This is a genomic window from Vibrio sp. Vb2960 (assembly GCF_033337665.1).
In the GTDB taxonomy this organism is placed as follows: Bacteria; Pseudomonadota; Gammaproteobacteria; order Enterobacterales; family Vibrionaceae; genus Vibrio; species Vibrio alginolyticus.
In genome coordinates, this window is the sequence record NZ_JAWORD010000006.1 from 132,875 (window position 1) to 147,801 (window position 14,927).

Annotated in this window: 12 protein-coding genes; 5 read left to right on the forward strand and 7 right to left on the reverse strand. The window is 46.1% G+C overall.

Annotation, left to right across the window (positions count from 1 at the left end):
- Positions 1-30 precede the first annotated feature (30 nt).
- From R7O03_RS07125 to R7O03_RS07140, 4 genes are all read left to right on the forward strand, one after another.
- A complete protein-coding gene (locus R7O03_RS07125) occupies positions 31-1,005 on the forward strand; it encodes an ornithine cyclodeaminase family protein (RefSeq protein ID WP_054577903.1) in 975 nt (324 codons plus the stop codon).
- Positions 1,006-1,061: 56 nt separating this feature from the next.
- A complete protein-coding gene (locus tag R7O03_RS07130) occupies positions 1,062-1,976 on the forward strand; it encodes a dihydrodipicolinate synthase family protein (RefSeq protein WP_145474130.1) in 915 nt (304 codons plus the stop codon).
- A gap of 74 nt (positions 1,977-2,050) precedes the next feature.
- Positions 2,051-3,112 carry an ABC transporter ATP-binding protein gene (locus tag R7O03_RS07135; RefSeq protein ID WP_318131612.1) on the forward strand — a complete coding sequence of 354 codons (1,062 nt, stop codon included), beginning with the start codon at positions 2,051-2,053 and terminating at the stop codon, positions 3,110-3,112.
- Between the two features lie 2 nt (positions 3,113-3,114).
- Positions 3,115-3,963, forward strand: coding sequence for an ABC transporter permease (locus tag R7O03_RS07140; RefSeq protein ID WP_006741629.1), 849 nt, complete (start codon positions 3,115-3,117; stop codon positions 3,961-3,963).
- A 120-nt stretch (positions 3,964-4,083) separates the two neighbouring features.
- Here R7O03_RS07140 and R7O03_RS07145 read toward each other — a convergent pair whose 3' ends face one another.
- Positions 4,084-4,518 (reverse strand): hypothetical protein, encoded by a 435-nt coding sequence (locus R7O03_RS07145; protein WP_171342699.1) that lies wholly within the window; start codon positions 4,516-4,518, stop codon positions 4,084-4,086.
- 302 nt (positions 4,519-4,820) lie between these two features.
- Here R7O03_RS07145 and R7O03_RS07150 point away from each other — a divergent pair, with 302 nt between their 5' ends.
- Positions 4,821-7,265, forward strand: coding sequence for a collagenase (locus tag R7O03_RS07150; RefSeq protein ID WP_318131613.1), 2,445 nt, complete (start codon positions 4,821-4,823; stop codon positions 7,263-7,265).
- A gap of 161 nt (positions 7,266-7,426) precedes the next feature.
- Here R7O03_RS07150 and R7O03_RS07155 read toward each other — a convergent pair whose 3' ends face one another.
- The 6 genes from R7O03_RS07155 to R7O03_RS07180 form a co-directional block, all read right to left on the reverse strand.
- Positions 7,427-9,223 (reverse strand): aminopeptidase P family protein, encoded by a 1,797-nt coding sequence (locus tag R7O03_RS07155; RefSeq protein ID WP_151514720.1) that lies wholly within the window; start codon positions 9,221-9,223, stop codon positions 7,427-7,429.
- On the reverse strand, positions 9,223-10,215 hold the full coding sequence (locus tag R7O03_RS07160) for an ABC transporter ATP-binding protein (RefSeq protein WP_171342697.1): 993 nt from the start codon (positions 10,213-10,215) through the stop codon (positions 9,223-9,225). Before R7O03_RS07160 ends, R7O03_RS07155 begins: the two co-directional genes overlap by 1 nt.
- Positions 10,216-10,224: 9 nt before the next feature.
- Positions 10,225-11,208 (reverse strand): ABC transporter ATP-binding protein, encoded by a 984-nt coding sequence (locus tag R7O03_RS07165; RefSeq protein WP_171342696.1) that lies wholly within the window; start codon positions 11,206-11,208, stop codon positions 10,225-10,227.
- A 10-nt stretch (positions 11,209-11,218) separates the two neighbouring features.
- Entirely contained in the window at positions 11,219-12,151 is a 933-nt protein-coding gene (locus R7O03_RS07170) for an ABC transporter permease subunit (protein WP_005377839.1), read from the reverse strand.
- Between the two features lie 9 nt (positions 12,152-12,160).
- Positions 12,161-13,081 carry an oligopeptide ABC transporter permease OppB gene (gene oppB / locus R7O03_RS07175; RefSeq protein WP_005377838.1) on the reverse strand — a complete coding sequence of 307 codons (921 nt, stop codon included), beginning with the start codon at positions 13,079-13,081 and terminating at the stop codon, positions 12,161-12,163.
- A 143-nt stretch (positions 13,082-13,224) separates the two neighbouring features.
- Positions 13,225-14,835: a peptide ABC transporter substrate-binding protein gene (locus tag R7O03_RS07180; RefSeq protein ID WP_318131614.1), complete on the reverse strand. Its 1,611-nt coding sequence runs from the start codon at positions 14,833-14,835 to the stop codon at positions 13,225-13,227.
- Positions 14,836-14,927: the final 92 nt, after the last annotated feature.

Genomic DNA, 14,927 nt, shown 5'->3' on the forward strand with positions numbered 1-14,927 from the left:
CTCAACTGTATTTATGTTTTCGGAGAAATGATGAAAGTCATCGAAGCACAGCAAGTCGCGCAATGTTTAACAATGAAGTCTCTTATTGAAACGATGCGTGAAATGTACTCGCGGCCAGCAACAATACCTCAACGCCGAGTCATGCCCTTAGAAGAGGGAGAATACGAGGCGTTTGCGCTACTTCCAGCTTGGAACCAGGAGTTAATTGCGGTGAAAGCCTTTACGTATTTCCCGCATAACCCTGAGCAAGGCAAAGATACGCTTGCATCTAAGCTGCTTGTTTTTAGACGAAACGATGGTGAGCCGCTCGCACTCGTGGACGGTAAAGTTTTAACGTTTTGGCGCACCGCCGCAGCTTCTGCGTTGGCAGCGGACTATTTGGCGCGTCCCGATGCTGATCGTCTGTTGATCTGCGGAACGGGCAATCTTGCGCCTTATTTTGCGTGGGCATACGCTGCGGTTCGCCCACTTAAGCAGGTTTATATTTGGGGGCGTAACTCAGATAAAGCCGAGGCGACGGTAGATGCCATTGTGTCATCTTCAGAGTATCAGTCGCTTCCTGATGAGCGTCGGTTTCGCGTTTCAGTCGTAGAAAAAGTGGACCACGTTATCAAACACGTTGACATCATCAGCTGTATTACTGCATCAGCAGAGCCTTTGTTTAATGGCGCAGACGTGCAGCCGGGCACCCATATTGATTTGGTCGGTAATCATGACTTGGACAAGCGTGAATGCGACTCTAAAGCAGTGCAACGAGCACAGGTGTATGTTGATAGCCGTATTAATGTATTAGCCGAAGCGGGCGATCTTCTCATTCCAATTCAAGAGGGCGTATTCACGTCAGACGATATCAAAGGGGAATTACCGCAGCTTTGCGCCCAACAAATCTCAGTACGTCAAAACGATGAGGTCATTACTTTATACAAATCAGTTGGCAGTGCTTTGGCTGATTTGGCCGCTGTAAAGGCGGTGTTGTTAGAAAATGGCATAGATAGCCATGTCTGAGCATTTTCGCTCGTTCATTTAAATTGCATACAATATACATATAAGGAAAGTAGTTCATGAAAATTGATTGGAAAGGTGTTTATCCGGCGGTCAGTACGCAATTTCGTCAAGATCAGTCAATCGACTTAGACGCAACGCAAACTGTTATAGATAACCAAATTAAAGATGGTGTGAATGGCATTATCTGCTTGGGTACCGTCGGTGAGAACTGCGCGTTGTACCCGGAGGAGAAACGCCAGGTCTTGCAAGCGGCAAAAGAAGTCGTAAATGGCCGTGTGCCTTTGATTGCTGGTACAGCAGAGTCTATTACCACAGCAGCTGTTGATTACATGCAGGATGCGTACAAAATTGGTATCGATGGTTGTATGGTGATGCCTGCCATGGTTTACCGCACGTCTGAGAGCGAAACGTTCGAATATTACCGCACGCTAGCAGAAGCAACGCCAGAAATGCCAATCATGATTTACAACAACCCGGTTGCTTATGGTGTCGATGTAAACCTCGATATCATGGCGAAACTGGCTGAGTTTGAAAGTATTGTAGCTATCAAAGAGTCGACCACTGATACTCGTCGTATCACCGAGCTTTACAATAAATTTGATGGCCGCTTTACCGTGTTCAGTGGTGTTGATGACATCGCTCTTGAATCATTGATGCTAGGTGCGACCGGCTGGATTTCTGGTTTAACCAACGCATTCCCAGAAGAGTCCGTTGCGATTTATAAACTGGCAAGCCAAGGTCGTTATGCTGAAGCGTTAGAGATCTACCGTTGGTTCTTACCCCTACTGCGTTTAGACACCATTCCTACGCTGGTTCAGTGCATAAAATTGGCCGAGCAAGTCTGCGGACGTGGCTCTGAACAAGTTCGTGCGCCACGCCAACTCTTACAAGGTGAAGAGCGTCAACAAGTCATTCAAATGGTTGAACATGCGTTAGAAACCCGCTTAGACCTATCCAAATACAATCTGTAATTGTGCTGTTTAGTAGAGCGTTAACTGACGCTCTACTCATTCGTAATATTCAAAAAAATGAGAAGAGGGAAGTCATGAGCACGGAAAACAAGGACTATGTCAGCTTTCAACACGTTAAGAAAACCTACGATGGCACGAATTTGGTGGTGAAAGACTTCAACTTAGATATTGCTCCTGGAGAGTTCGTTACTATGTTGGGGCCGTCAGGATCGGGCAAGACCACTTGCTTGATGATGCTAGCAGGCTTTGAAACTGCGACCGGTGGAGACATTTATATTGATGGCGTTCCTGTCAATCATCTCGCGCCGCACAAGCGCGATATTGGTATGGTGTTTCAAAACTATGCGTTGTTTCCACATATGACCATTGCTGAGAATCTTGCGTTTCCTCTAAAGGTGCGAAAACTCGACAGTGACACGATTCAAAGCAAAGTTCAGAGTGTATTAGAAATGGTCGAGCTTGAGCATGTTGCGACTCGATACCCGAAGCAGTTATCAGGTGGTCAACAACAGCGTGTTGCGTTAGCGCGAGCATTAGTGTTTGAGCCTAAACTCGTTTTGATGGATGAACCACTAGGCGCGTTAGATAAGCAGCTGCGTGAGCAAATGCAGATGGAAATTAAACATTTGCATGAAAAGCTTGGTATCACCATTTTGTATGTGACGCACGATCAAGACGAAGCTCTCACTATGTCCGACCGTATTGCGGTTTTTAATCACGGCGAAGTGCAACAACTCGCGACACCAACCGAGCTTTATGAATCTCCGAGTAATACGTTTGTTGCGCAGTTTATCGGAGAAAACAACCAACTCTCAGGTTTAGTCAAAGAGTGGGACGGAAAGTATTGCCAAGTGCTCGTTGGGAAAGAGTTATTTACTGCGAAACCTGTCAGAGTCTCTGAGCAAGGGCAGAGAACAACACTTTCCATTCGACCAGAAAAGATTGTTATTCAACCAGAGAAAGCGTCTTGTGAGAACCAAGTCTCGGGCGTCCTACGAGAATTGATTTATCACGGTGATCATTATCGTCTGGTCGTCGAAGTAGAGAGCGTTGGTCACTTCATCGTTAAAGTACCGGTTCTGTTTTATATGTTCAACCGTGTGGTTGGCATTAACAACCTTAAGGTAGGGGGATAACCATGGCATTACCAAACTATGCATCAAAAGTAGAGCGAGTTGCTTACGCAGGTTACTTAGCTTTTTGTGGGGTGGTGCTGTTCTTTTTAATCGCTCCAATTCTGACCATCATCCCGTTATCGTTTAATGCAACGCCTTACTTTACTTTTACCGAGGGGATGTTAAACCTTGACTCGGCAGCGTATTCTACTCGCTGGTATCAAGAAATGTTTACTAGTGATCAGTGGCTGTTGGCGCTGAAAAACAGCACGTTTATTGCTTTTATGGCGACACTCGTTGCAACAGGGCTAGGAACTCTGGCGGCGTTGGGTTTAGCAAGTAGTAATTTGCCTTTTCGCAATACGATTATGGCGCTGTTGATCTCACCCATGATCGTACCAGTCATTATCTCTGCTGCTGCGATGTACTTTTTCTACACACGCCTTGGCTTATCACAAACTTATTTAGGCGTCATTTTGGCACACGCTGCGTTAGGTACGCCTTTTGTCGTCATTACCGTTACTGCGACGTTAAGCGGCTTTGACCATAGCTTGGTAAAAGCGGCGGCTAGCTTAGGAGCAAACCCTGTTTATACTTTCAGACACATTACCTTTCCTCTGATTCGTCCGGGGATGATTTCTGGCGGCTTGTTTGCTTTTGGCACTTCGTTCGACGAGGTTGTGGTGGCGTTATTCCTGACTGGGGCAGAACAAAAAACCGTTCCTAGGCAGATGTGGTCAGGAATTCGAGAGCAAATTAGTCCGACCATATTGGCGGTCGCTACGTTGTTGATTTTTATGTCGGTGTGTTTGCTCGTGACATTAGAAGTTTTACGTAGACGTAATGTACGCATTCGAGGCATTCAAGAATAACCAAACTTTTGCTTTGTTGGTCACTTTGCACTTTTGTTTAGGGGCACCTCAATTTTTGACCAAATGCGCCTCATTGTAGGCGCTTGTCTTTTGTGTTTATCTTCAGCGATGACTGACATATCACTCTGGTAGATTAATGCCAGCCTCCTCGAAACGTGCCAAAGGCGACTTGTTTGATCGCTGATACCAACTAGCTGGCATGTTTGATTTAAGTCGCGCTTTTTCTTCCTTGCTAATCACAACATAATGCAAAAACGTATCAAGTGTGGTTCCCATCACGTCGAATGTCATTTCCCCATCTTTGCTGATGGCTTTCAATAACCCAGCGACGGTTTCCTCAGAAACTAACGGTTCAACCACCGCGTTTTTTCGCTCTTTTATTGACGTTGAAGCGGGCAGGTTTGCACGTGCCGTCTCCCAGCAAACTTTGTTGGTTTTACTGATAAGGTTGTGCTTGTAGCAGTAGTAACTGAATAAAAAGCGTGGCAGGTTTTGCCAGCGTTCGGCTTGGACTTCTAACCAAAGGTGTTGTAGCTCAATATCAGCGTCGGTCATAGGAGTTGTTTAGCAAAAAGAAAAGAAACCATTTTATAGCTTTTGTGAGGAGCAATAAAAGATATTTGAATGGAAAGATAAACAACTAGTTGATCAATATTACTAAAGCAAATCGATTTCTGGCAAGCCCGTGTAACGGCAACTCGAGTACCAAAAACTGATACCGCCACATCTAGTTGTTAACAAAATGTTTCTTCTTGTCTTGCGAGTAGATTATATGGTGATGCTCTTGCAGTAATAAGGGCAGTGGCGATGCAAAAGACGTAATGCATCTAAGGAAAACTCAATATAGAAGAAATTAGATGGAACTGAAGACTTTGAGTGTCGCGATTGCGACAACATTAACCAGCACTGGCGTATTTGCGTTAAGCGAGCCAGTTTCTCAAGTTACAGAGCAACATGCACATTCGGCTCATACACACGGTGTTGAATCCAATCGAGTTGAATACCAACCAACCGCAACTCTCCCTATTCAGCCCTCCAAGGCAACTCGAGTACAGTCACTTGAAAGCCTTGATGAGTCGAGCACTGCTTGTGATTTGGAAGCATTGGTTACCGAAAGCAGTAACCAATTGATCGGCGAAATTTTAAGTCAGGGCGCGACGTGTGTGAACCAGCTATTCTCTGCTGAAAGTCGGATTCAAGAGTCGGTATTTAGCTCCGATCATATGTACAACATTGCGAAGCGTACTACGACATTGGCGAAGGGGTATACAGGTGGCGGGAGCGATGAACTAGAAACGTTGTTCTTATACTTGCGCGCGGGTTATTACGCCGAGTTTTACAATGACAACATCTTATTTATTGAATGGGTTACACCAGCGGTGAAAGAATCAGTGGATGCGTTTGTTAACAACGCAAACTTCTACGAGAACAGCGATCGTCACGGCAAAGTGCTTAGTGAAGTCATCATCACTATGGATAGTGCGGGCTTGCAGCACGCGTACTTACCACAAGTGACCCAGTGGCTTACTCGTTGGAATGATCAATACGCCCAGCACTGGTATATGCGCAATGCGGTTAACGGTGTTTTTACTATTTTGTTTGGTGGGCAGTGGAACGAGCAATTTGTGCAAATAATTGGCAACCAAACGGACCTTGCCAAAGCTTTAGGCGATTTCGCTCTAAGGGCGTCATCAATCGGTGCTGAAGATGAGTTTATGGCCGCGAATGCGGGGCGAGAGCTCGGGCGTCTGACCAAGTATACGGGTAACGCGAGTTCTGTTGTGAAGAGTCAGCTGAGTCGAATCTTTGAACAGTATGAAATGTATGGTCGGGGTGACGCGGTTTGGCTTGCGGCGGCGGACACCGCCTCATATTACGCAGATTGTAGTGAGTTCGGAATTTGTAATTTCGAAACTGAGCTAAAAGGCTTGGTGCTATCGCAAACTTATACCTGTAGTCCGACAATTCGAATATTGTCCCAGAATATGACGCAAGAGCAACACGCGGCCGCATGTTCTAAAATGGGTTACGAAGAGGGTTACTTTCATCAGTCTTTAGAAACGGGTGAACAGCCAGTAAAAGATGACCACAACACTCAGCTCCAAGTCAATATCTTCGATTCAAGCACTGATTATGGTAAGTACGCAGGGCCAATTTTCGATATTAGTACTGACAATGGCGGTATGTACTTGGAGGGCGACCCTTCCCAGCCGGGGAATATTCCCAACTTTATTGCTTATGAAGCCTCTTATGCGAACGCGGATCACTTTGTCTGGAACTTAGAGCACGAATACGTGCATTACTTAGATGGTCGATTTGATCTCTATGGAGGGTTTAGTCATCCAACTGAAAAAATAGTGTGGTGGAGTGAAGGCATTGCAGAGTATGTCGCTCAAGAAAATGACAACCAAGCAGCACTTGAGACGATTCTAGACGGCTCGACATATACCTTAAGTGAGATTTTCGAGACTACTTATGATGGGTTTGATGTCGATCGAATTTATCGTTGGGGGTACTTAGCTGTACGTTTTATGTTTGAAAATCATAAAGATGACGTAAACCAAATGCTGGTGGAAACGCGCCAAGGGAATTGGAGCAATTACAAGGCCACGATCACCCAATGGGCGAATTTGTATCAAAGTGAGTTTGAGCAGTGGCAGCAAGCCCTTGTCTCAAATGGTGCACCTAATGCAGTCATAACCGCAAACAGTAAGGGGAAAGTCGGTGAAAGCATTACATTTAGCAGTGAAAACAGTACAGACCCAAACGGGAAGATCGTCAGCGTCTTATGGGACTTCGGTGATGGCTCGACAAGTACACAAACCAAGCCGACGCACCAATATGGGAGTGAAGGGGAGTATTCGGTCAGTCTAAGTGTGACAGACAGTGAAGGCTTGACGGCAACCGCCACTCATAGTGTTGTTATCTCAACGTTGGGCGGTAATGACACATTGCCACAAGACTGCGCGGTGCAAAGTAAAGTAAGCGGTGGGCGCCTAACAGCAGGAGAGCCCGTTTGCTTGGCAAATCAACAAACCATTTGGCTAAGCGTGCCAGCGGTGAATGAGAGCTCAAATCTGGCGATAACGACGGGGAATGGTACGGGCAACCTAAAGCTTGAATACAGTAACTCTGGTTGGCCGGATGGTGCTAATCTTCACGGGTGGTCAGATAATATTGGTAATGGAGAGTGTATTACGTTGTCAAATCAGAGTAACTACTGGGGCTATGTTAAAGTATCTGGTGACTTTGAGAATGCCGCCATCGTCGTTGATTTTGATGCTCAGAAGTGTCGTCAGTAGGGCATTTTAACTGCATCATTTTAATTTAATTGATCGCCTCGCTAACATTGCGGGGCGTTTTTGTTTTTCACGCCGTTATCTCTATAAAAAAAACCAGCCCGAAGGCTGGCAAACAAGGAGTTTGAGATGAAAATGAAAACGTTATAAAGCTTGCTGATATCCTATTTCTCAATAAGTTGGGTTGTGCGTTGAAGCCAGTTTTTATCTTGCGTATCAAGAAAAGGGCTAAGTGCTTGATAGACTCGTGAATGGTAATGATTGAGCCAGTCTAGCTCTGCTTGATCTAGCATTGATAAATCAAGGGCGTTGGTCGCAATTGGAGCAAGAGTGATGGTCTCAAAACCGTAGAACGTGCCGAACTCATTTTGTTCTACTTCTACAACTTTAAGAATGTTCTCTATTCTTACCCCGTACTCACCTTCGCGATAAACGCCTGGTTCATTAGTAATGACCATACCCGGTTTTAGCTCAACCTCATGGTGGCTTTGCGAGAAATTTTGTGGGCCTTCGTGAACATTCAAGCAAATGCCCACGCCGTGTCCAGTGCCGCACTTGTAATCAATACCATGTTGCCATAAGACGCCACGCGCCATTATATCAAGATTGGCACCCGTAGAGCCTTTCATGAATCGAGTCTGAGTCAGTCGGATGACCGCTTTGAGCACCAAGGTATAATCTTTGCGCTGCTTAATGGTCGGTGACCCGAAGTGGAAAGTACGGGTGATGTCTGTTGTCCCGCCAAGGTATTGGCCACCAGAATCGACGAGAAAGAAGTTGCTTTCATTGACTGCCGCATTGCTTTCTTCATCGGCGGCATAATGCATTTTTGCACCGTGAGCTGCGAAGCCTGCGATAGTGCGGAAACTGTCACTCACATAATGTCGGGTTTGACGGCGATAGTGATTCAGTTGTGCCTCAGCAGACAATTCTGTAACGAGTCCGCTTGGAACTTGCTCTTCGAGCCAGTTCATAAACCTTACGATTGCCACACCATCATCTGTTAATACCTGTTCTAGGCTAGTTAGCTCGGTCGCATTTTTTATGGCCTTCATTGCCGTTACAGGGCAAGCCATTGGCTTTAGATTCACATTCTGTTCAATCGAACTCACCAATAAGCTGTCTGTGTGGGTCGGGTTAAAAGCGAGCGATAATCCCTCACATTGCTGATTCAAATACTGACTTACGTAGTTGTAATGGCGAATGTGTACACTCTGCTCGGTCAGCGCTCTTTCAACGTCTTGAGGCAGTTTGGCTTTATCAATAAACAGTGTCGCAAGTGATTGCTCTACGACTAGATAGGCTTCAGAAACTGGGCAGTAATTCGTATCACCACCTCGAATATTCATTGTCCACATGACATCATCTAGCGTTGACACTAATAAGCTATCTACTTGGTTCTCGGTTAACCAAGAACGGATTCTCGCTAACTTATTTTCAGTGTCAACGCCAGCAAAAGCGGTGGGGTGCTCGAATACGGGTGCACTTGGGCGAGGTGGTCTTTCAAGCCAAATCGGTGTGAGTAAATCCAGGTCGACAATGATCTTAATGTTTTTCGTTTCAAAGGCTTGTTTGAGGCCTTGATAAAAAGCGTAACTGATGGCGCGCCCGTCAACCGCGACAATACTGTTTTCTGGGAGCGTGGTAGCCAGCCATTTGGCAATTGTCGGTGTTTCTGGTTGTTTGGCTTTAAACAGTTCAAGTCCTGTGCCGTGTAACTGTTCTTCAGCTTGAATATAGTAACGACCATCAGTCCACAGGCCACCACCTTGTTGGGTAATGACGACATCGCCTGCTGAGCCGGTAAAACCTGAAATCCAGCTTCGCGCTAACCAATGATCCGCTGAGTATTCACTGTTATGTGGGTCATTGTTGGTCACGATATATGCAGACACGTTGTGAAAGGACATTGCCTCACGCAATAACGTAAGGCGTTGGTTTACTGAGTTAGTATTGTTCATTAAATGGTTCCTAAAGTCATATTTGAGCAATAGATATGATGCTGCTCCGAGCCTGTTTTTATTGGGTTCTGTTGCCCGCATACTTCGGTGGCTTCTGGGCATCGAGTACGAAAAACGCAACCGCTCGGTGGGTTAAGTGGAGAAGGAAGATCGCCGGGCAATAGTTGTATTTCACGGTCACGTGCTAATTGCGGATTAGCTATCGGGACAGCAGATAACAGTGCTTTGGTGTAGGGGTGTTGTGCATCATCAAATACTTTATCGTAACGTCCTACTTCCATAGGTTTACCAAGATACATCACCATAACGCGGTCGCTGATATGGCGCACCACGCTTAAGTCGTGCGCAATCATCACCAGTGTTAACCCCATTTCTTGTTTAAGATCGTCTAGAAGATTGATGACCTGAGCTTGTATGGAGACATCTAGCGCACTAACAGGTTCATCACACACGACCATATCTGGATTGAGAATTAACGCTCTAGCAATGCCCACACGCTGGCATTGACCTCCGGAAAATTCATGTGGATAGCGGTTTCGCTGGCTCGCCAAGAGACCCACTTTATCCATCATAGCGATGACACGCTTTTCTACCTCTGCCCGTTTAAGTTGCGGCTCGTGGGTGAGCAGTGGTTCGGCGATGCATTCTGAGATGGTTAATCTCGGATTCAAACAAGCGGATGGGTCTTGAAACACCATCTGAAATTCTCTGCGTCGAGAGGAAAGCTCTTTTTTACTAAACCCGAGTATGTCTTGACCTTTCCAAGTCAACTCGCCATGTGTAGGTTCAATTAAGCGAAGTAAGGCGCGTGCAAGCGTTGATTTTCCGCAGCCTGATTCCCCCACAATGCCAAGTGTTTCGCCTCGGTAAACATCTAAGTCGATACCATTGACCGCTTTCACGATTTTACGTCGACTTGGAATAAGATGACGTGAAACAGGAAAGTGGACGTTTAAATCACGAGCAGACATGAGGACTTCTTTTTTATTCATAACGCCTCCTTAAGCTTTTATTTGAATGGGAGTGATAACACTGGGTGCTTTAACGTGACAGGCAATGGACTGGCTCATGTTTAATGGAGAAAACCGTGGGGTTTCGTATTGGCAACGCGTCTCTCGATGCTCGCACCGCTCTCTAAACGGACACCCTTGATGGTTAATCAACGCACTTGGTGGGTTACCTGGGATGGTTGGTAAACGCGGCATATCTTCAGTGATGGAAGGAATCGCCTTTAGCAGGCCTTGAGTGTAGGGGTGCGCAGGTTGGGCGAACAATGTCTCGGTATCTGATTGCTCCATTTTTTGACCACCATACATGACCAATACGCGATCACACATCTCGGCGACGACGCCCATATCGTGAGTGATCAGTAAAATAGCCGTATTGAACTCTTGTTGTAAGTCTCGTAATAGCGTCAAAATTTGAGCTTGAACGGTTACATCTAACGCGGTGGTTGGTTCGTCTGCAATTAACAACTCGGGCTTACACAACAAGGCCATCGCTATCATGATTCGCTGACGCATTCCGCCAGATAATTCGTGAGGGTATTGATTCATCCTAGTTTCGGGAGAGGGAATACGCACCGCATCCAACATGTGAATCGATTCAATTTTTGCTTGTTTTCGGGTCATTCCTTTATGAATCATGAGAACTTCACAAAGCTGTTTGCCAATTTTCATAAATGGGTTGAGTGACGTCATCGGATCTTGAAAGATCATTCCGATTTTCTCTGCACGGATGCGGTTGAGCTGCTTTTTAGACATCGCGAGTAAATCATCACCGTGGAACATTGCGCTTCCAGACACGGCGCCGTTATCCGCGGTTAACCCCATTAATGCGAAAACAGACTGGCTTTTTCCCGAACCTGATTCCCCAACAATCCCAAGAGTTTCGCCCGCTTTAATCGAGTAGGAGAGATTACTGACCGCTTGCACTTGCCCATCTGGCGTATCGAAGCGCACGTTCATGTTTTCAATAGATAGCATGGGTTTGTCCTTATCGGTCTTTCGGGTCAAGAGCATCACGCAAGCCATCGCCGATGAAGTTAAAACAAAAGAGGGTGGCAACTAAAAACAGAGAGGGAAAAAGCAGCATCCACAATGCAACGTCAATCGTTTTTGCGCCTTCGGAAATTAGGATTCCCCAGCTCGTGTCTGGTGGTTGAACACCAAGCCCTAAGAAGCTCAAAAACGATTCGAACATAATGAATCCTGGTACCATTAAGGAGGAATAAACCATCACGATCCCAAGAACATTAGGCAGAACATGGCGTCGGACAATTGTCAATTTAGAAACCCCAATAGAGTGTGCGGCTTCGATGAACTCTCTCTTTTTTAGACCGAAGGTGACACCACGTACAACACGGGCAATGCCCAGCCAAGATACCATTCCGATCACGATAAAAATCAGGTAGATGTTGTTGCCAAAAAGGGTAACAAACAGGATAACCATAAACATAAATGGCACCGAATCGAGCACCTCAATAATGCGCATCATTACGCTATCGACAACGCCGCCAAGATAGCCGGAAATACTTCCCCAAATCGTACCAATAACAACGGCGACTAAGGCGCCAACAAAACCTACCAAAATAGAGAGCCTGCCACCTTGCATCGTGCGAGCGAAAACATCTTGCCCGAGATCATCGGTACCAAAGTAATGGCCACTGCTCAGTGAAGGTTTCCCTAGCTCGTATGGATCGATGAGCACTTCCCAGTCAATTTCATCATGGCCAAAAGCGGCAAGAGAGGGGCCGAAAGTGATGCATAAGGTAATGAACGCCAAAACATACACTGATGTCATCGCGGCTCTGTTTTTACGAAATCGAGTCCATGCATCCTGCCAAAGACTGCGACCTTCGACGGCTTCAATATTGTCGACGACTTGATCTTGAAGAGCTTGTGTATCCAGTTTTTTGATCGTTAACATGCCGGACTCCTAAACGCGTATACGAGGGTCGATAATCGTATATAGCAAGTCGACCACAAGGTTAAAGAAGATAGTGAGTGAAGCGACAATCAGAGTAATGCCCATTACTAGGCCGTAGTCGCGGTTGAGAGCCCCAGACACAAAGTGTTGTCCCATGCCACCTGTACCAAAGAAAATGTCGATAATTACCGAGCCTGTCACGACAGACACAAACGCAGGGCCGAGCATCGCAACGACGGGAATCAGGGATGGTCGCAAAGCGTGATGGAATAAAATGTAGGTTGTGGACAAACCTTTGGCTTTTGCCGTTCGAATGTATGGTTGGTTGAGCGTTTCAATCATTGCGCCACGCATGACGCGTGCAATACTCGCAATGGAGCCAATCGCCAGGCTGAGCACGGGAAGAACAAGAAAAGCCAGCTTTCCTCCTTCCCAACCACCAGCAGGGAACCAGCCGAGCTGAATAGCGAAGATCATGACTAAAACTGGAGCAAGCACGAAAGCCGGAACCACAACTCCAGTCATCGAAAGTGTCATCAGGCCGTAATCTAGGCGGCTATTTCGGTTCAATGCCGCAATGGTGCCAAGTAGCATGCCAAGTGGAACGGAGATACAAAAAGAGAGTACGCCTAATACTGCTGAAACTGGCCATGATTGTGCGACGAGCTGTGTAACACTGAAGTCTTGATAAACGAAGCTCGGACCGAGATCTCCTTGTATGAAATTACCAATGTAAATCCAAAACTGAGTAAGGAAGGGCTGGTCCAAATGGAATTTTGCTTCGATATTCGCACGTACCACCTCTGGCATAGGCCGTTCCATATCAAATGGCCCCCCTGGTGCAATGTGCATCAGCCAAAATGATACGAGTGCGATGAATAGAAGCGTGGGGATAGCGATAGCTAATCGCTTAACAATGTACCAAATCATGATCCATCATCCTTTGGTCATCCGAAATCACTTCGAACGGTTATGAATAAAAAATGGTCTGAGCTCAGGTTGCCTTCTCCACCGAGAGATATGAGGAACGGCAAGTAAACATTGAACTTGCCGACTCAGACCGAAACATGCTTTTAGTGGGCTTTTACATAGACATTCTTGCGGTAGTACGACGACTCAGGGTTTGTCAGTTCGTAGCCGCCCACGTAAGGCTTGATGAGGTATTGATCGTTACCCGGACGATAAATAGGAATAATGGCCATGTCTTCAATCAGCATGCTTTCTGCTTGTAGATACAGTTCTGATGGGTTGCTCATGGTCTTTGAGCGAGCCATTAACTCGTCGTATTGCGGGTTGTTATAACGAGAATCGTTGTACTCGCCACTAGAAACGAAGATATCCAACCATGTAGAGGCTTCATTGTAGTCGGCCGTCCAGCCGCCGCGAGTAATGTCGGTCGGCTCTTTAAGTGCGTAGAACACTTTCGGTTCTAGCTGTTTTATCGTGACTTGCGCACCCAATCGGCTTTTCCACATGCCTGCCATGGTGGTTGCCATTTTTACGTCCATCGAGAAAGTTGGTACGGTAAACGTTAACTTAAGCGGATTGCTTTTATCGTATCCAGCTTCTGACAGTAATTGCTGCGCTTTTTCGATACGTTTATGGCGGTTCCAAGTTGCGAACTCAGGAGTGTGAGATTTAAAACCATCTGTTTGAGGTGGCACAAGGGTATACATTGGAACCCCACCGTTTCTCAAAATAGCACTCGTTAACAGTTGACGGTCAATGGTATATGAAAGGGCTTTACGAACCCGCACGTCTTTTGTTGGCCCTTGTTGAGTGTTGAGGTAATAGAATGTGGAGCCAAGAGACGCACTGGTGCTTGCCACTTCTTGTGGGCGTTGTTGAATTAACTTTTTCTTCTGAGCGGCAGGAATGGAAACCGCTTGGTCTATCTCACCAGCTAGGTAGCGGTTTAGCACTACGTTTGCATCACCAATTGGTAGCCAGGTGACTTTTTCCAGCACTACATTGCTTGCGTCCCAATAATGTGGATTTTTAACCATCACCAGTTTTTCGTTAACTTTCCATTCAGAGACAGTAAACGCACCATTTGTAACGATATGCTCAGGCTGGGTCCAACGGTTGCCATGTTTTTCAACGGTCGCTTTGTGAACGGGGGCAAGCACTGGATGACTTAATAGTTTCGTAAAGAAGGGAATAGGCTCTTCGAGTGTTACCTGGAATGTTTTTTCATCCAGCGCCTTCACGCCCAAGGACTCGGGTTCGGCTTCGCCCTTCATAATCGCTTGCGAGTTTTCGATATTTGGAATGGCCGCAAACCAAGCGTACGGTGAAGCAGTGCTTGGATTCAGTAAGCGTTGCCAACTGTAGACAAAATCTTGTGCAGTGACCGTTTCGCCATTTGACCATTTTGCATCACGTAAGTGGAAGGTATAAACTGTATTGTTGTCATTGACTGACCAAGATTCAGCAACACCAGGAATGGTTTTACCTTGCTTATCTTGAATGACCAGACCTTCAAACAGGTCTCGACCGAGATTGAAAGCGGGCTCTGCGGCTTGCTTGGCTGGGTCAATAGAAGTAACTTCAGCCCCATTGTTTAGCGTAATCTCTTGTGTCTCATCGAGGGTCACACCTACGGGATACGGCGCGGCATAGCTTGATGTTGCCAGTATTGGACTCATCATCGACGCTAATAAAAGCAACTTAGGTAATTTCATCCTTGTCTCACTCTTTTCATCCTGAAAGGTGCCAAAAATGTATATTGTATAAATTGTCTACACAATCGAGTTTTAACATTACTGTAACAGGG